This window comes from Chelatococcus reniformis, assembly GCF_014640075.1.
Lineage (GTDB): Bacteria > Pseudomonadota > Alphaproteobacteria > Rhizobiales > Beijerinckiaceae > Camelimonas > Camelimonas reniformis.
This window is the reverse complement of sequence record NZ_BMGG01000001.1, coordinates 406,582-426,098: the sequence shown is the minus strand read 5'-3', so window position 1 is coordinate 426,098 and position 19,517 is coordinate 406,582. Positions and strand designations below refer to the sequence as shown.

The window sequence follows — 19,517 nt, the reverse complement described above, 5'->3', positions numbered from 1 at the left end:
GTGCGCGGGCCTAATCCATACGCTGGGGCGAGCGGTCGAAGGCGTAGTGAAGGCGGACGCAGCCCTGGCCGAGCGCGCTGGCCTGAAGCAAGCGTAGACCCGCTCGAAAGCCCGCAGGGGGAAAGAGCGGTCTTCCGCCGCCGATGAGCTCCGGCATCACATAGATCTCGATTTCGTCCAGCGCGCATCGCTCGATGAAGGCCATCTGCAGTTTCCCTCCACCGAGAAGCCAGACATCTCCATCGCTGAGGCCTCGCAACTCCGTGACGAGATCGTCGACGTCGCTGCGCGTCTCCAGGCGTCCCTTTGGTGTCGGAATTGGCCTCGAGGTGACAACCAAAACGCGCTGTTCGTCGTAGGTCCAAGGAGAGTCGTCTTTTGCGAGGAAGTCATAGGTTCCTCGCCCCATGACGACCGTCCTGATGCGCTTGATGAACTTGCGGTAGTCGTGCTCGCCGAGATCGAGATCGTTGTACGCGAACAGCCAATCCAGGCTGTCCTCTCCGGTGGCGATGAAGCCATCGAGGCTGGTTGCGATATACCCGTGAATCGTGGCCATGCGCTTCGGTGCCGTTGTTTATAAACGAATGATCGTTTATAAATGCTGTCATGGGTCGAAGCAAGACGATTTCGGATGACGCTGTCCTCGGCAGACTGTTGGCCGTTCTGGAGATGACGGGGCCGGAGGGGCTGACTTTTTCCCAGGCTTCGAAGGCGGCGGGGTTGTCCGCCGCAACGCTCGTACAACGGTTCGGCACGCGCGAGGCACTGATCGAGGCGGTTCTCCTGCACGCCTGGGATCGCCTCGACGCGGATACTGCCGCCGCCGACGCGGACGCTCCATCCAGCCCGGCGGGGGCCATCTCGATGCTGATGCGGCTCATGCCCGGCGACGCGGCCGCGTACGGCCTCGCCGACGGGCTGCTCCTATTGCGGGAGGATCTGCGAAATCCGGTGCTTCGGGCGCGCGGATCGGCCTGGGGCACCTATCTCGCTAAGTCCCTGGGCCGGCGGCTGACGAACCAAGCCGAACTTGCCGAGCGGCTTGGATGGCAGATGGCCAGCGTGTGGCAGGGAGCCCTCATCTGGTGGGCGTTCAAACGCGACCGTGATCCGGAGGCCTCGGTCGAGACTGCACTTGCAGACTGGTGCCGAAGCATCGGCGCCATGTGACCGGGCAACGTGAATCGCTCCTTCCACCGTTCGGCCGAGCCCTACCGCACATCATGGCCGCAACAAGCGCCAGCCTTATGCCGGCGTCATGACGCGCCAAGCCACAATATCCCCGTCACCTTGCCCGCGCCGGGCGTATCCAACGAGCATCAGCGCGGACCGAGGATCTCCATCCGCATGATCTTGACGCCGCCGTCGGCGAGTTCGGGCAGCTTGGCGAACCAGTCCCTCACGTAGGGCATCGTGTTGTGAGCCTCAAAATCAATCCGATCGGCAAATATTTCATAGAATATGAAGTGTCCGGGGCTGTCGCGATTCTCCTGAAGGAAGTAGACGAGGTTTTTCGGGTCACTGCGGACGAGCGCGACGAGCGGCAGTGTGGCGGCACGCAGTTCGGCTTCCTTGCCGGGCTTAGCCCGCACCTCGGCGACGACCGAATAGGTGCCCTGCTGCACGCGTGAATAGCCACTCCCAGGTCCATCCTGAGCCATCGGTGAGCCTGCACCTGCGATGCATGCAATGCCCGCAAGCATGAAACGCCAGGCAAGCTCGCACCTCGCCTTCGCCATGAGTGATCACTCCTCAAGTTCTCGGGGACGCACGAGCGTTCACCGGCCGGTGCACGTCGGGACGTGTTGCAAAATAAGACTTGGCGGTTCCTCGACAGATCGTAATTGACGGAAAGGTCCGAGTAAGACGAAGACCTGGCTTACCCTTGGCCTCCTGCCCGCCGGCCGCCGGCCCGCGCGTCGTCAGCCCCCGCTCGCTGCCACGAGACGCCGACGGGCTTCGATGGCATCCTCGAACGTCTTCTTTACGGGCCCGAGCGCCTGAACGAACTCGAGTTGCTCGCCCTCCGGCCCCTTGCAGTAGATGAGCGACCAGCCGTTCGATTGGCCCTCGGTGATCTTGTTGGTATTGGCGTCGATCGGCGCGGCTTGCCGCTCCCTCTCGGACGTCACTGTGATCACGCGGTTGGCTTTCACTTGTGTCATGCCGCGCCGCGCCGATTCCACCTCAAGGTCGTGGATGAACTTGTTGAAGTCCACATCGTCGCGAATGTAGAAGCAGATGTGCATCGACCGCGGATACGCCGGGCTCATATGGTCTCGCGGCTCGGCAAAGCTGTCGCCGCTCCCCATGGGCTGCCGGGCATCGCGATATTGCAGAAGTTCGATCACGACATTGTCGAACTGCACGAAGCGCACGTCGAGGCGCTGCCCCCCGCCCTTCAGGTCCGGCACGCCGATCGTTCGCGGATTGACCTTCCGCTCGCGCGCGAGGATCTCCTGATCGGTCAGCAACGTGTTGTGGATTTTCTCGCCATGAAAGTCGCCATCGCGCATCACCTCGTTGCCGCCGAGCACTTCGGTGTAAAATGCGAACGCCCGGTCCATGTTCTGGACCGTCAGGCCGAAATGCTGGACCCCTTGGAGCCGGGCGCCGAGCGGCGCATTGTTGCGGGCTCCCAAGGCGTTGCTCGGGCTCGGCGCAGGCTGGGCGGCGGCGGGACGAGGCATTGCCGGGGCCGTGACGGCTACGCCGCCGATGGCTGCGGCGCCCGCGGCCCGCAGGATCGCCCGGCGATCAGGCCTTGCCGGAACGGCATCCTCTTCCCTGGAATCATCATCCCGATTCAAGACTTTGTCTTGAGAATGATCTTGCCGATGCAGCGGTGCACACTCTTTGGGGTCATGCAACGGATCATCGGCATCGCTCCGCTCGTCGGACATGTCATCTCCCGCGTTCCGCGGCGCCGCCGCTGGTTCAGGCACGTCCAAGCTTAGTTAGGTCGGGGCCCCGCCGCTCGTTAATGGCGGTAAAATTCGGTGAATCGGCCCTGGGCCGGCCGTCGCCAGCTTTGCGCAATTCGTCGAGGAGCGCGCGCGCCCTCAGCACATCGCGGGTCCCAAATCCTTCCTCGAAGCGGACATATGTCGACGACAGCAGGTTTCGCGCTTGCTCGCTCGCGCCCGATCGATGCCAGAGCTCGGCGAGGCTGATGGCCCCGCGTAGCTCCCACGACAGCGCACCTTGACGGCGCGCCCATTCGAGGGCCTGCAGGTACTGATCCGCCGCGGCCCGGGTCGTTCGCGTGCCGTCCTCCAAATACAGAATATTGCCTTTGATGCGCAGCAATTCTGCCATGCACCAGACTTCACCGCTGTCCGCCGACAGGGCGATGGCGTCATCGATTGCGGCGTGTGCGGCGCCGACGTCGCCGTGAGCGGCGAGCCCTTCGGCCAAAGCACCGAGGTGGGCGGGATAGCGCATGCGAAATCCCGTCTGGCAGAGCTGGTCGAGCGCACGGCGAAGCGCGGCCAGTCCGGCCGCGTCGCCGGATTTGAGGAGCCACTCGCCGCGCAGGCACAGTCCCATGGCGCTCCAAACGGTCATGGCATGCTTGGCCACATGGCTCTCGATCATTGCCAGAAGCCGTTCCGCGTCGCTCAGATCGCCAACCAGGAGTGCGATGGGACATGCGGCGTGCACGAGCGCATTGCACAGTGCCAAAGCATGGTCCGCGGCTCGCGCCTCCTCCAGTTGCCGCCGTGCCATCGCGATCGCCTGATCGGGATGGCCTTGGAGCCATAGAACGTTGGCCAGGGTGCCCCGGGCCGCCGACCGCGGGTCGAGCTGGAACCGAGCGATGTCCGACCGCGCGACCGGCGGAACATATCGACTGATCATGCGCTCCAGGCTTCGGCGCGCATCGGCCGTTTCCCCCAGATAGCGCAGGGCGGTTCCCGTCTGCCTCTCGACATTGGTGCTGGCGGCCAAATCCTTCCGCTCGTTCGCGATGGCGCGGATCCTATGCGCGATCGTCAGCGCCGATTGGTGGGCGCCGGTCCAAGTATGGTAGTCGCAGAGCCCCCAGAGGCACCGCAGCTGATACGCGTGGTCGCCGAGCTGCTCCGCGAGCCGGAGCGCCGTCGTCCAGGCGTCCTTTACGTCGGGCAGCGGACCTCGCGTATGTAAGAGCGTGGTGCCGAGCGCCGTGAGAAGTTTCATCCGATCGCGATTGTGCCGCGATCCACCCGGGATGGATGCGAGCGCGCGTTCAACGCTCGTGCGACACTCGTCGACGAGCGACAAATGCTCCCAGAACGGAATGGCAGCCACGGTTAGCGCGACGCCGACGGAGATGCTGCAGGATCCGAAGGCCCAATTCAGTGCGCTGCGAATGTCGTCGACGTCGCGCCCGTAGAGGGCAAGCCACTCCGCGGTCGGTCGTGTCTCCCACTCCGCTTCGGCCCGCTCGGCCCGGTCGCGAAGGTGCTCCGCGTAACGTTGGCGAATGGCGTCGAGCTCGCCACTTTCCGACAGCTTTCGCCGAGCGTAGCCGCGGGTCGTGTCGAGCAGACGATAGCGGGTTGCGACAGGCACGGTGTCAGCCGCCACGAGCGATTTGGCTACGAGATTTGCCACGTCCGCAACCGGCGCGACACGTGATCCGTCGTCGACAGCAGACACGGCACAGGCGGATTCAAGACTGAAAGGGCCTGCGAATACCGACAGTCGCCGCAGGATGGTCTTCTCGCTGTCGGGCAGGAGATTGTAGCTCCAGTCCAGTGTGGCGGTCAGAGTTTGATGGCGTTCCGGGGCAGTGCGCCACCCCCTCAAGAGACGAAATCGGTCGTCGAGCAAGTCCAGCAGCTCGCGAACCCGAAAAGTATCGAGACGTGTAGCCGCAAGTTCGATGGCGAGCGCCATTCCATCGAGCCGACCGCAGATCTCGGCGACGACCGGTGCATCCGTGTCGGTCAATGTGAAGCCGCCCGCGCTCGCGGCGGCACGCTCGACGAACAGCTCGATCGCCGGGAAGGCCATGGCGTCGGCTGCCGTGAGGCCCGGAGCGTTCGGCGGCGTCGCAAGAGGCGAGAGGCGAAAGATTCTTTCCCCTCTCGCCCGGAGCGGCTCGCGGCTCGTCGCGAGGACACGCACCCGCGCCGCGTCAGCAAGTATCCTTTCGACGGATACAGCCACTGCGGCGACGAGGTGCTCGCAATTGTCGAGGACGAGCATGAGCTCTCGCTCGCGCAGAAAGGCGCGCAGTGCGGTATGCACCTCTGCTGAATGCACCGTGAGCCCGATGGTGCCCGCGATCGTGGCCGGCACGAGCATCGGATCGCCCACGGAGGCGAGATCGACGAACCAGACGCCGTGTTCGAAAGACACGATTGCACGCTCGGCGAGCGCGAGCGCAACCGTGGTCTTGCCGATGCCGCCGTCACCGACGATCGTCAGCAGTCGAGTTTCCTCCAGCTGGCGGTCGATGATGTCGACCGTGTCGTCTCGTCCGATGATCCGCGTCGCTGGCGCCGGTAGATTGTGGGTGCGTGGCGGTGGGCGAACGATGTCACGCAATGGAGCGCGTTGACCCGAGGCTCGGACAGGGGCGACGAACCGATAGCCCCTGCCGCTCACCGTCGCGATGTAGCGCGCACCGGCCGATCCCTCCCCGAGGGTTCGCCGAAGCGCGGCGACATTGACCTTCAAGTTGCTTTCGTCGACGACGGTGGCGGGCCAGACGCGGGACAGCAGATCGTCCTTGCTCACCAGCTCTCCCGCCTGCTCGACCAAGGTCGTCAGAATGTCCAGCGCGCGGCCTCCGATGCGAACTGCCGTCCCATTCTGCAAAAGGAGTTGCTGCTCGGGAACGACGACAAACGCGCCGAAGGCGTACGACCGTGCAGTCGAGATGACAGAACGATCTTTCATGTTCGATCCAGCTTCATTCCCGTCATAGGAATTGCCGCTCAACACTTGGAGCACTGCGCGAAAGCGATGCTTTACCCTATCATCCCGGTCAAGCTCGTACGAGCCCTTGCGCGGCCGGGCGCGGATGGCAAAGACAGCCCGTTCCCGGTGTCGCGCTTGGCGTCACGGTCGCGGACATTGGCCGAGGGCAGTTCAGGCCTTGGCTTAATATCGGCAAACACTTCCAACAGATTTGCGTCCGGATCGCGGAAGTACAGCGTGCGATGGCCAAAGGCTCGGTCGGCGGGCGGCGTAACCAACTCGACGCCGTGGCGGACAAGCTCGGCGGCACATTGATCGACCTGAGGCGCGGCGACCTTGAATGCCAGCTGAAGGGAGGCGCTGCCCAGGGGCGCCTGCGTGTCCGCCGCGGTGAGGCTTGGCTTGGCCAACGCCAGGTGTTGCCTCGTACTCGATAATCGATCCAGCCGGTGAGAGCTCTCGTATGATCGAAAAGCCGATGGTGTCCTCGTAGAAGCGGCGCATCGCCGCCATGTCGCGGGTGAAAATGACCGTATAGTCGATCGCCTGGATGGCGCAAAACGCCGATTCGAGGCGCGGATCCTGCTTGCTTGCCTGCGTCGTCATCGAAGGTCGTGGCATTGCTGGGCGGGAGGCGACCATGGCACGGCCAGGGCTGGCCCAGCAAACGGTCCGCCGTCTGGCCGCTTGTCTGGCTCGATGCTTAGAGCATTTCTGAGTTTCTTCGAATCTTCGAAATGCTCTATGTGTTTAATTTATAGCGTCTTCATCACGCGAACCGGCGGCCACTTCGCTCGAAAACGCTCTAATCCCGCGTCACCACCACGGAGGCATTCTGGCCGCCGAAGCCGAAAGAGTTGGCCTGCAACGTCCTCACTTTGGTGGCCCGCGGCGCGCGGATGACGATGTCGAAGCGCGCTTCGCGGTCGGGCTCGTCGGTGTTGCCGGTGTAGACGAAGCGGCCCTCGTCCATGCCGATGAGGCCGGTGATCAGGCCCATGCAGCCCGAGGAGGCGCCGCTGTGGCCGAGGTGGCCCTTGATCGAGGCCACCGGCAGCGGCTGCTTGCGGTCGCCGTGCACCTTGTTGATGGCGAGGATCTCCGCTTCGTCGCCCTTCGGCGTGCCGGTGGCGTGGGCGATCAGCGCATCGACGTCCTCAGCGGGGATGCCGGCGTCGGCGAGCGCCAGTTCCATGGCCCGCGCCTCCCAGATGCCGCTCGGATCGGGCGAGGAGGGGTGGTAGGCGTCGGCGAGCGAGCCGTAGCCGCGCACGTAGCCCAGGATGGGGGCGCCGCGGGCACGGGCGTGTTCGCCGCGTTCCAGCACCAGCATGGCCGACCCTTCGCCGACGACGATGCCCTTGCGCTTGAGGTCGAACGGCATCATCGCGAGCCGCGGCTCGTCGCGCGGCGCCACCATGCCGTAGAGCGTGCTGGTGTAGTAGAGCGCCGGCACGAACCCGTTCTCCGGCCGGCCGTCGGCGCCGGCGAGGCCGCCTTCGGTGCCGCCGGCGATGATCACGTCGGCGCGGCCGCTCGAGATCATGTGCGCGGCCGTGCCGATGGCGTCGAGGGAGGAGGCGCATGCGGTGGTCACCGTCAGGCTCGGCCCGTGCAGGCCGTAGGCCATGGCGATCTGCGACGCCGCCATGTTGGGGTAGATCTGGATCTCGGTCTTGCGCGGCACCGCCTGCGGCCCTTCGGTGTCGAGGGCGTATTGCGCCTTCATAAGGGCGCGGGCCCCGCCGATGCTGGTGCCGTGCACCACGCCGGTGCGCAGCGGATCGAGCGCGCCGAGGCCCGCTTCATCCATGGCCTGCTTGGCGGCGGCGAGGGCGAACTGGGCGAACAGGTCAGTGCCGTCCACGACCCGGTCGCTCATCCAGTCGGACGGGCGGAAGTCGCGCACGATTGCCCACCACGACGGCTCGCGGCTCTCCTTCCTGTGCCAGGGCGCCTCGCGGATGGCGCTGGCGCCGGCCATGAGCTGGTTGTGGAAGGTGCGGGAGCCGACGCCGAGGGCGGAGACGACACCGGTTCCGGTGATGGCGACGTCGTGCATGTCAGGGTCTCCTTCGTACGGGCTCAGATACCGAGGTAGGCGCGGCGCACGTCCGCGTGCGCCATCACCGCGGCCGGCGGCCCGGCCTGGGTGATGCGGCCGTTCTCCATGACGAGCAGGTGCTCGGCGATGGCGGTCGCGAACGAGGCGTTCTGCTCGGCGATCAGGATGGTGAGGCCCGCGGCGTGAAGGTCGCGCAGCACCGCGGCCACGCGGCGGATCATGATCGGCGCCAGCCCCAGGCAAGGCTCGTCGATGAGCAGGATGCGCGGCTCCGCCATCAGCGCGCGGGCGATGGCCACGAGCTGCTGCTCGCCGCCGCTCAGGGTGCCGGCGGCCTGCTCGGCCCGTTCGGCGAGCAGCGGAAAGCGCGCCATCAATTCGTCGAGCCGCCGCCGCTTGTCCGCCGCCGAGCGCAGGAAGGCCCCGAGCTCCAGGTTCTCGCGCACGCTCATCAGCGGAAACAGCTGGCGGCCCTGCGCCACCTGTACGACGCCGTGGCGCACGATGGCGTCGGTCGCCAGCCCATCGAAGCGGATGTCCCCCTCGGCGATCTTGCCGCGGCAGCGCACCAGCCCGGTGAGCGCGTTGAGCGTGCTGCTCTTGCCCGCGCCGTTGGCTCCGATCAGCGCCGCGATCTGCCCCGCCGGGACAGCGAAGGAGACGCCGCGGACGGCTTCGACGCGCCCGTAGGCGACCTTCAGGTTCTCAACCGTCAGCAAGGTCGGCGGCTCCCAGATAGGCTTCGACGACGCGGGGATCGGCGGTAACCGCCTCGGGCGGGCCGTCGGCGATCAGCATGCCGGAATCGAGGACGATGGCGCGGGTCACCAGCCCCATGAGGAAGTGCAGGTTATGATCGACGACCACGATCGTCGTGCCGGCCTGGTGCAACTGCCGGATCACCTCCTGGAGATGCTCCATCTCCTCGCCGCTCAGCCCGGCGGCGGGCTCGTCCAGCAACAGCACGTGGGCGCCGGTCGACAACGCCATGGCGATACCCAGCACGCGCATCAATCCACTCGGCAGCGAGCCCGCTTCCTCGCCCGCGTGGGCGTCGAGGTCGAACAGCTGCTGCGCCGTGGCAATGACCCGCGCGGCGGCATCGCCCTGACGGCCCTTCACCGGACGGCGGGCGATCGCGAGGCTCTCTTTCACCGTGAGATTGGGGAAGACCCGCGCGCCCTGGAAGGTGCGCACCAACCCGAGCGCCGCCAGCACGTTGGGCTTCCAGCCGGTGACGTCCCGGCCTTCGAAGAAGACCCGGCCGGTGGCCGGCCGCACGAAGCCGCTGATGATGTTGAACAGGGTGGTCTTGCCCGCGCCGTTGGGCCCGATCAGGCCGACGAGTTCGCCGGCAGCGACCGAGGTGTCGATCCGGCGCAGCACCTCCAGGCCGCCGAAGCGATGGCCGATGCCCTCCAGCCGCAGCATCAGCGAGCCCCCCCGCGTTTGGGCCTGATGAGCCGGTCGATGACGCCGGCGACACCCTTGGGGGCGAACAGGACGACGGCGATGATGATGAGCCCGAGGATCACCAGCCGGTAGAGCTTGGCGACGCGCAGCAGCTCCGGCAGGCCCATGAAGATCAAGGTGCCGAAGATCGGGCCCGCCAGCGTGCCGAGACCGCCGACGATGAGCATGCCGACGACGGAAATGGAGTCGGAGGCGCTCATCATCTCCGGCGAGATGAAGCCGACGAAGGGTCCGTAGATGGTGCCGGCGAGTGCCGCGAGCACGGAGGTGATGACGAAGGCCGCCATCTTGTTGGCCGTGACGTTGATGCCGAGCGAGGAGGCCAGCACCTCGTCCTCGCGGATGGCCACCAGGGAGCGGCCGAAGCGGCTGAAGCGGATGGCGGCGGCGATGGCGAGCGAGATCACCAGCAGCCCCGCCGCCAGCGCGTAGATGCCGCGGGTCGAACCGAAGTCGATGCCGAGCAGCGGCTCGGGACTGAAGCCGAGCTGCATGCCCTGCGGGCCGCCGGTGAGATCGTGCCAGTTCGCCGTGACCAGGCGGATGAGCTCGCCGAAGGCGAAGGTGATCAGGGCGAAGTGGATGCCGCCGGTGAAGCGCAGGGAGGGATAGCCGATGGCTGCCGCGAGCAGGGCTGCGGCGGCGGCCGTGGGCGGCAGTGAGGCCCAGAAGCTCAGGTCGAAGTCGCGGATGAGGATCGCCGAGGTATAGGCGCCGAGCCCGTAGAATGCGGCATGGGCCAGGGCGAACTGGCCGGCGAAGCCCATGATGATATTGAGCGAAACGGCCAGCACGCCATGCAGCGCGAGCAGCGTGCCGAGGTAGACGATGTAGCGTGAGCTCGCCGTGGCCGGCACCGCGAGCAGCACAGCCAACGCGGCGATGCCGAGCACGGCGAGAAGGGTGCGGCGGCCGGCGAGGCTGCCGAGCCAGCCTCGCCAGGCGGTGGGCGCCTTGGCCGGCGGAACGGACGCGGTGGCGAGGTCGGGCATGTCGGTCATACGCGCGCCTTGCCGGCGCCGAACAGCCCCGTGGGCAGGAACAGGAGCGCCAGGATGAGCAGGATGAAGCCGTAGCCGTCACGGAACGAGGCCGAGAGGTAGCGGGAGCCGAAGCTCTCGGCGATGCCGAGCAGGAAGCCCGCGGCGATGGCGCCCGGCACGCTGCCGAGACCGCCCAGCGCCGCCAGGATGAAGCCCTTGGTCAGCGGCGTGTTGCCCATGTAGGGGGTGACGGCGAAGAGACTGGCATAGAGGGCGCCGGCCGCGCCTGCGAGTGCGCTGCCGATGGTGAAGATGGTGCGGCTGACCAGCGAGACGCGCACGCCCACCAGCGCGGCGCCTTGGCGGTTCTGCGCCATGGCGCGGATCGCCTTGCCGAGCGTTGCCCGCTGCAGGAACAGGTAGAAGCCGCCGATGAGTGCGGTGGAGATGGCGAGTACCAGGAGCCGCTGGGAGGACAGCTGCAAAGGCCCCACCATGATGCTTCCCGATACCGGCGGATCGACGAAGCGCGGATCGGGCGAGAAGGTCGCCGCCGCCAGGTTCTCGATCACCATGATCAGCCCGAGCGAAACGGCGAGGCCCGCCATGTGGTCGCCCAACGTGCGTCGGAAGACCAACTGCTCCAGGATGGCCCCGAACGCGGCCATGGCGAGCACCGCCAGTGCCGCGCTCAGCCAGAAGCCGAGTCCGGCCTGGACGCCGAAGAACGTCACATAGGCGCCGAGCATGACGCTCTGGCCATGGGCGAAGTTCAGGATGCCGACCAGCCCGAAGACGAGCGTGATGCCGAGGGCGACGGTGGCGTAGAGGCCGCCGACCATCAGCCCGTCGATCAAAGTCTGAGCGATGTCCAGTCCCATGGCGCGGTCCCCTCAGAGGATCTTCTGCGGAATGGAATAGACCTTGCCGCCCTTGAGCACGCCGATGTCGATATCGGTGATGGCCCGGCCCTCGCCGTTGTAGCTCATGCGCCGCACGCCGTCGTAGGCCATGCCCTTGAGCTTGGCGGCGACGGCCGCCGGATCGGTGACGGTGCCGGCCTCCTGCATCGCCTTCACCAGCATGAAGACGGTGTCGTAGAAGGTGAGCGCCCAATACGTCTGCGGCGTGACCTCCTTCTTGGTGAAGGCCTTGTAGCGGAGGATCCAGTCCTTGACCTTGTCGTCGCTGGGGTTGGCGAGATCGCGTGTCAGGATCTGCCAGAGGAAGCCGTCGATCTTGTCGGCGTATTTCGCCGCCGGCTGGCTGGAGCCCCCGCGATAGACGAACTTCGTGGGGAGCCCGCCGATCTCGAGGCTCTGGCGGATGATGGCCTCGGCGTCCGGATCGGAATAGCCGATGAAGAGGCCGTCGAGGCCCTGGTTCTGGAACTTGCGCAGGACCGGCGCGAAATCCGTGGTGCCCGGCTGGAACAGCTCGACCAGGCCGACTTCGATGCCATTCTGCTTGAACAACGGCTCGTAGATCTTGACGATCGACTTGCTGACGTCGTCGTTGGGCAGCAGCATGCCGACGCGCTTCAGCCCGAGTTCCTTGGCTGCTGCGGGCACGAAGCCTTTGGCCGCGGTCTCATCGGTATCGAGGGCGCGGAGCAGCAGCTCCTTGCCCTTGGTGCCGACCAGCCCGTCCATGGCGGTGAAGCCGCCGACGTAGAGGACCTTGGCGCGCGCCATCTGGTTGGCCACCGGCACACCGGGCGTGCTCGTCAGCACGCCCATGACGAAGCGGATGTCTTCATCGCTCAGCAGTTTCTGCGCCGCCGTGGCGGCGATGTCGGGCTTGGACTGGGTGTCCTCCTGCACCACGGAGAACTTGTAGGTCTTGTCGCCGACCTTGAAGCCGCCGGCGGCATTGATCTCGCTCACCGCCATCTGGACGCCGTCGCTTGCCGGCACGTCCCAGCCGGAGTGCGGGCCGGTGAGGCTGCCGATGACGCCGAGCTTGACCGTGTCGGTCTGTGCGAGGGCCCCTGGAGCCCACAGCGCCAGGGATGCCGAGGCGATGATCGAAAGTAATCGACCGATATTCATTGTATCCTCCCGAAGTTTTTCTTTGGTTGATAGACGGCCGGAACAAGTCCGGCCATGACGCTTGCAGGGTTCACTCTTCGCCATGGCCGGGCTTGAGCGGGCCATCCATCCGCCTTCGACCTCTTACGCCGCCGTGGTCCGCGGCTCGCCGGCATAGCGCTGGCGCAGCTCGCGGCGCAGCACCTTGCCCATGGCATTGCGGGGCAGCGCCTCGAGAAAGATCACCGAGCGTGGATGCTTGTAGCGGGCGAGCCGGCCGTTGCAGAACGACTGGATGTCATGGGCGTTCGCCTCTTCGCCCGGGTGCAGCACGACGCAGGCGCGCGGCGACTCGCCCCACTTTTCGTCCGGCACGCCGACGACCGTGACCTCCATGATCCCGGGGTGCTGGGCCAGCACCCGCTCGATCTCGGCGGGGTAGATGTTTTCTCCGCCGCTGATGATCATGTCGTTCTTGCGGTCGACGAGGCAGAGGTAGCCGTCCTCGTCCATGAAGCCGAGGTCGCCGCCGCTCTCCCACTTGCCTTTGCGGGCGGCTTTCGTGGCCTCGGGATTGTTGTGGTAGCCGAGGAAGCCGACGGGGTTGGCGGCATGGATCTCGCCCACTTCGCCGGGGCCGAGCTCCTTGCCGTCGGGGCCCAGGATGGCGACCTCGCAGCCGAAGCCCGGGCGGCCGACCGAGCGCTTGCCGCGGGCAAGATCGGCGTGGCGGCAGATCGTCAGCCAGCCGGTCTCGGTCCAGCCGTAGGCGTCGGCGAGGCGCACGTGCGGCAGCTTGGCGAGGATGGTGTCGAGCAGCGGCTGGGGCAGCGGCGAGCCCGAGCTCAGGAGGCCGCGCAGGGACCGGCCTGCGCCAGGCGGCAGTGCCTCCGTCAGGAGCTCGATCATCTTGGGCACCAGGAAGCTCCAGGTGATCCCGTGGCCCTCGATCAGCTCCACCGCGCCCGCCGCGTCGAAGTCGCGCGCGAGGATGACGGTGCCGCCGACGGCGAGCGTGGTCAGGGCGATGCCGGAGAACGAGCCGTGGAAGACCGGGCCTGGAACGAGGACGACGTCCTCGCGATTGAGCCCGAACTCCCAGCCCCACGACGACAGGCGCGTCAGCATGTTGAGGTGGCTCATCGTGGCGCCCTTGGGGAAGCCCGTCGTGCCCGAGGTGTAGAAGATGACGGCCGGCGCGAGCGGCGGCAGCGGCGCGGCCTCCGCGAGCGGGGTGCTGCGCGCCAGCAGCTCCTCATAGCGCAGGCGCCCTCCGGCAGCCTCGCCGATGGCGACGATGGCGTCGCCGGACAGGCCGGGCAGCTCGGCCAGGAGCCCCTCGACGGCCTCCGAATACTGGTCTTCGACGATGAGACCGCGCGCCTCGCAGTTGCCCAGGACGTACTGCACCTCGGCCGGCGCCAGGCGGAAGTTCACCGGCACCGCCACCAGGCCGGCGAGCTGCAAGCCGATGTAGGCCTCGAGGTATTCGGGCCGGTTCGTGGAGAGGATCCCCACCGCGTCGCCCGGTTTCAGCCCGAGCGCGGGCAGGCCGGCGGCGAGCCGGCGCGCGCGCTCCATCAGCTCGCCATAGGTCCACGTGCGCCCGTCGCAGACGAGCGCGGCGGCCTGCGGGGCCGCACGCGCGGCGATCCGGATCAGATCGGCGAAGCGCGACACGTTCGGCCGAAGCGATTCCCCCTGCTCCATCGGTTCCTCCCTGATTGGACTTGATGTCGGGCGGCCCGGCCGGTCAGGCAGCGGCGCTGTCAGTGATGGCGTTGAGGATGAGCCAGTCCGCGACCATGGCCGGCTGGCTCCGGTCCTTGATCTCGACGGTGATGAGGTAGCGGAACAGCCAGTTGCCGGGAGACCGCTCGCTCAGCTCCGCCAGCGTGCAGCGGGCGCGGATGGCGGACCCGGAGGGGACCGGCGCCAGGAAGCGGATGCGGTCGAAGCCGTAATTGACGCCCATGGTCTGGCCGGCGATGCGTGGGAACATGTGCCCCATCTCGCCCATCAGCGACAGCGTCAGCAGGCCGTGGGCGATGGTGCCGCCGAACGGCGTCTGGGCGGCACGCACCGGGTCCACGTGGATGAACTGGTGGTCGCCGCTGACGGCGGCGAAGGCGTCGATGCGGGCCTGATCGACCACGATCCAGCGTGACACACCGAGCTCACGCCCGACCTGCTCCTTGAGCTCGTTCAGCGTGAGCTCGGCCCCGGATGTGGCGGCGTCGGCAGCGGCTGCCCCCATGATGTCTGTCTCCCTTGCGCTTATTCGCTTCTCAGTCGGACACTAACATAATTTATGTTACGCCACTCGGCGGCGCACCGGCCGTCTCGCAACGCCGTACAAGGCGTCAGTTGCGGGTCACCACGATCGACGCGTTCTGGCCGCCGAAGCCGAAGGCATTCACCTGGAGCGTCCCGTAGGCGAGTCGCCTCGGCTCCTTGATCACCACGTCGAACTCGGCCGCCGGATCGGGCTCGTCGGTGTTGGCGGTGAACAGGAAGCGGTCCTCCCGCATGCCGAGCAGGCCGGTGACGACGGCCATCCCGCCCGACGAGGCGCCGCTGTGGCCGACGTGGCCCTTGACGGAGGCGACCGGCAGCGGCGTCGGCCGCCGCCCGTGAACGGCGTTGATCGCCAGGATCTCGGCCGTGTCGCCCTTCGGGGTGCCGGTCGCATGGGCGATCAGGGCATCGACCTGCCCGGCTTCCATGCCGGCATCGGCCAGCGCCAACTGCATGGCCCGCGCCTCCCAGCGGCCGCTCGGCTCGGGCGAGGAGGGGTGATAGGCGTCGGCGAGCGAGCCGTAGCCGCGCACATAGCCCAGGATGTCGGCGCCGCGGGCCCGCGCCCGGTCGCCGCGCTCCAGCACGAACATGGCCGAGCCTTCGCCGACGACGATGCCGCTTCGCTTCACGTCGAACGGCATCATCGCGCGCCTGGGATCGTTCGACGGGGCGACCATGCCGTAGAGCGTGCTGGAATAGTAGAGCGCCGGCACGAAACCCTTCTCCGCCGTGCCGCCGGGCTGGGCGAGACCGCCGTCGGTGCCGCCGGCGATGATCACGTCGGCCCGGCCGCTGGCGATCATGTGGGCGGCGGTGCCGATGGCATCGAGCGAGGAGGCACAGGCGGTGGTCACCGTCAGGCTCGGGCCGTGGATGCCGTATTCCATCGCGATCTGCGACGCCGCCATGTTGGGATAGATCTGGATCTCGGTCTTGCGCGGGATCGCCGTCGGGCCCCGCGCGTCGAGCAGGTGCTGCGCTCGCATGAGGGCCCGCGTGCCGCCCATGCTGGTGCCGTGCACGACACCGGTGCGCTCCGATTCGATCTGGCCCAGCCCGGCCTGGTCGATCGCCTGGCGCGAGGCCGCCAGGGCGAACTGCGCGAACATGTCGGTGCCGCTCTCGACCTTGTCGTCCATCCAGTCGCGGGGCTCGAAGTCGCGGATGATGGCCCACCAGCTCGGCCGGTCGGCCTGGCCGTCCGCCCACGGCGCCTGCCGGATCGCCGTCTCCCCCGCCATCAGGTTCTGGTGGTAGGTGCGCGTGTTGCAGCCCACGGCGGAGACGATTCCCGTGCCTGTGATCGCGACGTCGAGCATGTGGGCCTCCTGCGGATCGAGTTAATGGGGGGCGGCGCCAAGCAGGCGGGCAGCTGTCCCCGAATGGTTGGCGAGCTCCGACGGATGCCCCTCGTCGACGACCTCGCCGCCGCGCAGCGCGATGAAGCGGTCGCCGAGGGCGGCGGCGAAGCGGACGTTCTGCTCGGCGATGATCAGCGCCATGCCGAAGGTGCGCAGGCGATTCACCGCCGCGACGATTTCGTCGAGCACCACCGGCGCCAGCCCTTGGGAGGGCTCGTCGAGCAGGAGCACCGTGGGCCGCCGTGCGATAGCGAGCGCCAGGGCCAGCATCTGCTGCTCGCCGCCGCTCAGCATCGCCGCGGCCTGCCGGCCGCGCTCGGCCAGCACCGGGAACAGCCGGTTGAGGTCGGCGCGCATGCCGGCCCGCTCGTCGGACCTGAGGTGGCGCAGGCCGAGGTCGAGATTCTCGTCCACGGTCAGCGGGCCAAACAGGTTGCCGCGTCCCTCGGGCACCAGCGCGAGGCCCGCGTGGGCGCGCCGCTGCGGGCTCACGCCGTCGATGCGGCGGCCGCCGACGGTGACTGTCCCGGCCGACGCGACGATGCCGGCGAGCGCGCCGAGCAGGCTGCTCTTGCCCGCGCCGTTGGCGCCGAGCAGGATCAGGAATTCGCCCGGAGCCACCTCGAACGAGATGTCGCGGCAGACCTCGATGCGGCCGTAGCGGGCGCTGAGGCCGGCGGCGGCCAGCGCGGCGGGCCCCGTGGCGCGGGCCGAGACGGCTGGCGCGGAGGCTGTCTGGACGAGCGTCATGCGGCAGCTTCCGTTGCGGCGAGGTCGCCGATGGCGCCGAGATAGGAGCGCATCACCCGTTCGTCGCGCACCACCGCCTCCGGCGTGCCCGCACAGAGCACGCGGCCGGTCTCAAGCGCGGTCGCGGTGTCGCAAAGGCTGCGCACCAGCCCGATGTTGTGCTCGACGATCAGTACGCCGACGCCGCTGGCGGCGACGGCGCGAACCTGCTCCGCCAATCGCTCCTGCTCGGCCGCCGTCAGTCCCGCGGCCGGCTCGTCCAGCAGCACGAAGCGGGCGCCCGAGGCGAGGCAACGCGCCACCTCGACCAGCCGGATCAGCCCCATGGACAACTGGCCAACCTCGCGGCCGCGCAACTCGGCCAGCCCCAGCCGCTCCAGGATGGGCTCGGCCCGCCGGTGCAGGCGCTGCTCCTCGCGCCATGCGCCGGGCACACCGAGCAGCGAGCCGACGAAGGAGGCGCCGACGCGGCTGTAGAAGCCGCATAGCACGGCCGACAGCACGGTGGCGCGCGGGTCGACGCGCGGCGTTTGGAAGGTACGGGCGATGCCGTGCTTCACCACCCGGTCCGGCGGCAGGCTGGTGACGTCGACGCCGTCGACGGTGGTGCGGCCGGCGGTCGGCCGCACGAAGCCGGTGATGCAGTTGAACAGCGTCGTCTTGCCCGAGCCGTTGCGGCCGATGAGTCCGGCGACTTTGCCGGGCTCGACCGCAACGTCGACGCCCCTGAGGGCGTGCACGCCGCCGAAGGCCACCTCGATGCCGGTGGCGGTGAGCCCGCGGCTCATGGCAGCGACTCCTGCGGGCTCAGGTTGGCGGCGCGCGGCGCCGGCGTGGCGTCCGGCCGGCGCAAGCGGCGGGCGAGACCGGCCAGCAGGCCCAGGATGCCGGTGCGGGCGGCGAGCAGGATGATGATGAGGGCGGCACCATAGAAGAAGCCCTGCAGCTCCGCCGCCGGCATCAGCCGCGTCAGGCCGTCGAACAGCAGCGTGCCGACGATCGGGCCGAGGATGTAGCCGGCGCCGCCGATGACGGCCATCAAGAGGGCGGAGATCGAAATGTGAGTGTCGAGCGATTCCGGGCTCAGGAAGCTGATGTAATGGGCGTAGAGCCAGCCGGCGGCGCCCGCCACCGCGGCCGAGACGGCAAAGCCCGCACTCATCAGGGCCGGCACGTCGATGCCGTCGGCGCGGGCCCGCGCCTGGTCGACCCGCAGCACGTTGAGGGCGCGCCCGTAGGCCGAGCACATCAGGTTCTCGTAGAGGAAGACGGTGACGACGATCATGCCCCACGCCAGGCAGGCGTAGCCGGCCGGCGTGTTGATGGCGCCGACGGAGGGAATGCCGGCGAGCCCGATATAGCCGCCGGTGAGCGCGTCGGCGTTGCGGATGAGGATCTCGATCACCGAGCCCAGCGCGAGCGTGGCGAGCGCCGTCGCCAGCGGCGACAGCCGCGTCACCAGACGCGCGACGCCGTAGGCGAGCGCGGCCGGCAGCGCCATCGCGACGAGAAGGTCGGCGTAAGGCGGCCAGCCAAAGCGCGTGGTCAGGATGGCCGCGGCATAGCCGCCGATGGCGGCGAAGGCCCCCTGCGACATGGTGAGGATCCCGGCCTGGCCGTAGCTGATGCCGACCGAGAGGCCGAGCAGCGCATAGACGCCGAGCACGACGGCGCTGTCGGTCCACACCGGGCGCGTCAGCACCACCGGCAGGGCGACGAGCACGCAGACGGCGATGATCAGCGTGTTGGGGCGCGGGCCCAGATAGCGCTGGCCGGGGAAGCTCATGGCCGCCCTCCCGCCAGCGCCTCTTCGCCGAAGCGGCTGGTGGTCAACACCAGGAGCACGAACAGGAACGGCACCATGCCAGCCACCATGGCCGAGGCGTAGCCGGCTGCCAGCGCCTGGGCGATGCCCATGGCCAGGCCGCCGAAGAAGCCACGCAGCGGGCTGCCGATGCCGAAGATGATGGCGGCGCCGAAACCGCTCAGGGTCAGACCGAGCGGGGCGGTGAAGTCGAGGCCCGCCGAATACAGCACCAGGAGGCCGGCGAGGCCGCCGAGCAGGCCGCCGGCCAGGTAGGTGCCCACCTGGATGCCCTGGACGGGGATCGACGCCAGGGCCGCGCCGGTCTGGTTGGCGGCGGCGGCCCGCATCATGCGGCCGAGGCTGGTGTGCTGGATCAGCAGGTGGAGCGCGCCTACCAGCAGCAGGATCAGCGCGAAGTTGATCACGCCCTGTGGCGCCAGGCGGATGCCGCCCACCGACCAGGGATCGGAGAAGGCGTCGCGCACGAAGGCCTGGGTGCCCCACCACCACAGCACCAGCGAGGCGAGCGCCGTGGCGAGCCCGAAGCTCGCCAGGGCGTAGATGATGTGGTCCTCGCAGCCCAGCCGCTTCAAAGCGAGGAAGATGATCGCCATGAAAGCGGCGCAGGCCATCGCCGCACCGAGGCCCGCGGCGAGGCCGAGCGCGCCGCCGACGCTCCAGCACACCGCGGCGGCGATCAGCGCATAGGCGCCGACGGCGAAGTCGATCGTCCGCACGGTGACGAACATGAGGCTCATCGGCACGGCGAGGAGGGCGTAGATGGCGCCCGAGAGGGCGCCGCGCACGACGTATTCGGCGATCGCCAGCACG

The 19,517-nt window shown here is 68.0% G+C and carries 19 protein-coding genes and 1 pseudogene; 1 reads left to right on the top strand and 19 read right to left on the bottom strand.

Annotation, left to right across the window (positions count from 1 at the left end; genetic code table 11):
• Positions 1–10: 10 nt before the first annotated feature.
• Positions 11–559, bottom strand: coding sequence for a dihydrofolate reductase family protein (locus IEW34_RS01900; RefSeq protein WP_188607422.1), 549 nt, complete (start codon positions 557–559; stop codon positions 11–13).
• A 50-nt stretch (positions 560–609) separates the two neighbouring features.
• Between IEW34_RS01900 and IEW34_RS01895 the strand changes: the two genes are divergently transcribed.
• Complete coding sequence (locus IEW34_RS01895) at positions 610–1,173, top strand: TetR/AcrR family transcriptional regulator (RefSeq protein WP_188607421.1); 564 nt, start codon at positions 610–612, stop codon at positions 1,171–1,173.
• Between the two features lie 149 nt (positions 1,174–1,322).
• On the opposite strand, the gene IEW34_RS01890 is transcribed toward IEW34_RS01895, so the two are convergent.
• The 18 genes and pseudogenes from IEW34_RS01890 to IEW34_RS01810 all read right to left on the bottom strand — a co-directional run bounded on the left by IEW34_RS01890 (position 1,323) and on the right by IEW34_RS01810 (position 19,516).
• Complete coding sequence (locus IEW34_RS01890; protein ID WP_373288181.1) at positions 1,323–1,664, bottom strand: putative quinol monooxygenase; 342 nt, start codon at positions 1,662–1,664, stop codon at positions 1,323–1,325.
• 261 nt (positions 1,665–1,925) lie between these two features.
• Positions 1,926–2,906 (bottom strand): VOC family protein, encoded by a 981-nt coding sequence (locus IEW34_RS01885; protein ID WP_188607419.1) that lies wholly within the window; start codon positions 2,904–2,906, stop codon positions 1,926–1,928.
• Positions 2,907–2,940: 34 nt separating this feature from the next.
• A complete protein-coding gene (locus IEW34_RS01880; RefSeq protein WP_188607418.1) occupies positions 2,941–5,895 on the bottom strand; it encodes an ATP-binding protein in 2,955 nt (984 codons plus the stop codon).
• Between the two features lie 71 nt (positions 5,896–5,966).
• Positions 5,967–6,326 (bottom strand): VOC family protein, encoded by a 360-nt coding sequence (locus IEW34_RS01875; RefSeq protein ID WP_244641686.1) that lies wholly within the window; start codon positions 6,324–6,326, stop codon positions 5,967–5,969.
• Positions 6,327–6,375: 49 nt separating this feature from the next.
• Positions 6,376–6,420 (bottom strand): annotated as a pseudogene (locus tag IEW34_RS31085) (hypothetical protein); the annotation flags it as partial.
• A gap of 301 nt (positions 6,421–6,721) precedes the next feature.
• Entirely contained in the window at positions 6,722–7,978 is a 1,257-nt protein-coding gene (locus IEW34_RS01870) for a beta-ketoacyl-[acyl-carrier-protein] synthase family protein (protein ID WP_188607417.1), read from the bottom strand.
• Positions 7,979–8,001: 23 nt separating this feature from the next.
• Positions 8,002–8,700, bottom strand: coding sequence for an ABC transporter ATP-binding protein (locus tag IEW34_RS01865; protein ID WP_188607416.1), 699 nt, complete (start codon positions 8,698–8,700; stop codon positions 8,002–8,004).
• The gene (locus IEW34_RS01860) at positions 8,687–9,412 is read right to left on the bottom strand and encodes an ABC transporter ATP-binding protein (protein ID WP_188607938.1); all 726 of its coding nucleotides are present in this window, start codon (positions 9,410–9,412) and stop codon (positions 8,687–8,689) included. Before IEW34_RS01860 ends, IEW34_RS01865 begins: the two co-directional genes overlap by 14 nt.
• Positions 9,412–10,455, bottom strand: coding sequence for a branched-chain amino acid ABC transporter permease (locus IEW34_RS01855; RefSeq protein ID WP_188607415.1), 1,044 nt, complete (start codon positions 10,453–10,455; stop codon positions 9,412–9,414). The genes IEW34_RS01860 and IEW34_RS01855 overlap by 1 nt, the downstream gene beginning before the upstream one ends.
• Positions 10,452–11,318: a branched-chain amino acid ABC transporter permease gene (locus IEW34_RS01850; protein ID WP_188607414.1), complete on the bottom strand. Its 867-nt coding sequence runs from the start codon at positions 11,316–11,318 to the stop codon at positions 10,452–10,454. The genes IEW34_RS01855 and IEW34_RS01850 overlap by 4 nt, the downstream gene beginning before the upstream one ends.
• Positions 11,319–11,330: 12 nt before the next feature.
• Positions 11,331–12,488, bottom strand: coding sequence for an ABC transporter substrate-binding protein (locus tag IEW34_RS01845; protein WP_188607413.1), 1,158 nt, complete (start codon positions 12,486–12,488; stop codon positions 11,331–11,333).
• Between the two features lie 123 nt (positions 12,489–12,611).
• Complete coding sequence (locus IEW34_RS01840; RefSeq protein ID WP_188607412.1) at positions 12,612–14,177, bottom strand: class I adenylate-forming enzyme family protein; 1,566 nt, start codon at positions 14,175–14,177, stop codon at positions 12,612–12,614.
• 43 nt (positions 14,178–14,220) lie between these two features.
• On the bottom strand, positions 14,221–14,724 hold the full coding sequence (locus tag IEW34_RS01835) for a MaoC family dehydratase (RefSeq protein ID WP_188607411.1): 504 nt from the start codon (positions 14,722–14,724) through the stop codon (positions 14,221–14,223).
• A 106-nt stretch (positions 14,725–14,830) separates the two neighbouring features.
• Positions 14,831–16,087 carry a beta-ketoacyl-[acyl-carrier-protein] synthase family protein gene (locus IEW34_RS01830; RefSeq protein ID WP_188607410.1) on the bottom strand — a complete coding sequence of 419 codons (1,257 nt, stop codon included), beginning with the start codon at positions 16,085–16,087 and terminating at the stop codon, positions 14,831–14,833.
• Between the two features lie 21 nt (positions 16,088–16,108).
• Positions 16,109–16,879 carry an ABC transporter ATP-binding protein gene (locus IEW34_RS01825; protein ID WP_188607409.1) on the bottom strand — a complete coding sequence of 257 codons (771 nt, stop codon included), beginning with the start codon at positions 16,877–16,879 and terminating at the stop codon, positions 16,109–16,111.
• Positions 16,876–17,667 (bottom strand): ABC transporter ATP-binding protein, encoded by a 792-nt coding sequence (locus tag IEW34_RS01820; protein ID WP_188607937.1) that lies wholly within the window; start codon positions 17,665–17,667, stop codon positions 16,876–16,878. The genes IEW34_RS01825 and IEW34_RS01820 overlap by 4 nt, the downstream gene beginning before the upstream one ends.
• A complete protein-coding gene (locus IEW34_RS01815; RefSeq protein ID WP_188607408.1) occupies positions 17,664–18,665 on the bottom strand; it encodes a branched-chain amino acid ABC transporter permease in 1,002 nt (333 codons plus the stop codon). Before IEW34_RS01815 ends, IEW34_RS01820 begins: the two co-directional genes overlap by 4 nt.
• On the bottom strand, positions 18,662–19,516 hold the full coding sequence (locus IEW34_RS01810; protein WP_188607407.1) for an ABC transporter permease subunit: 855 nt from the start codon (positions 19,514–19,516) through the stop codon (positions 18,662–18,664). Before IEW34_RS01810 ends, IEW34_RS01815 begins: the two co-directional genes overlap by 4 nt.
• Position 19,517 lies beyond the last annotated feature (1 nt).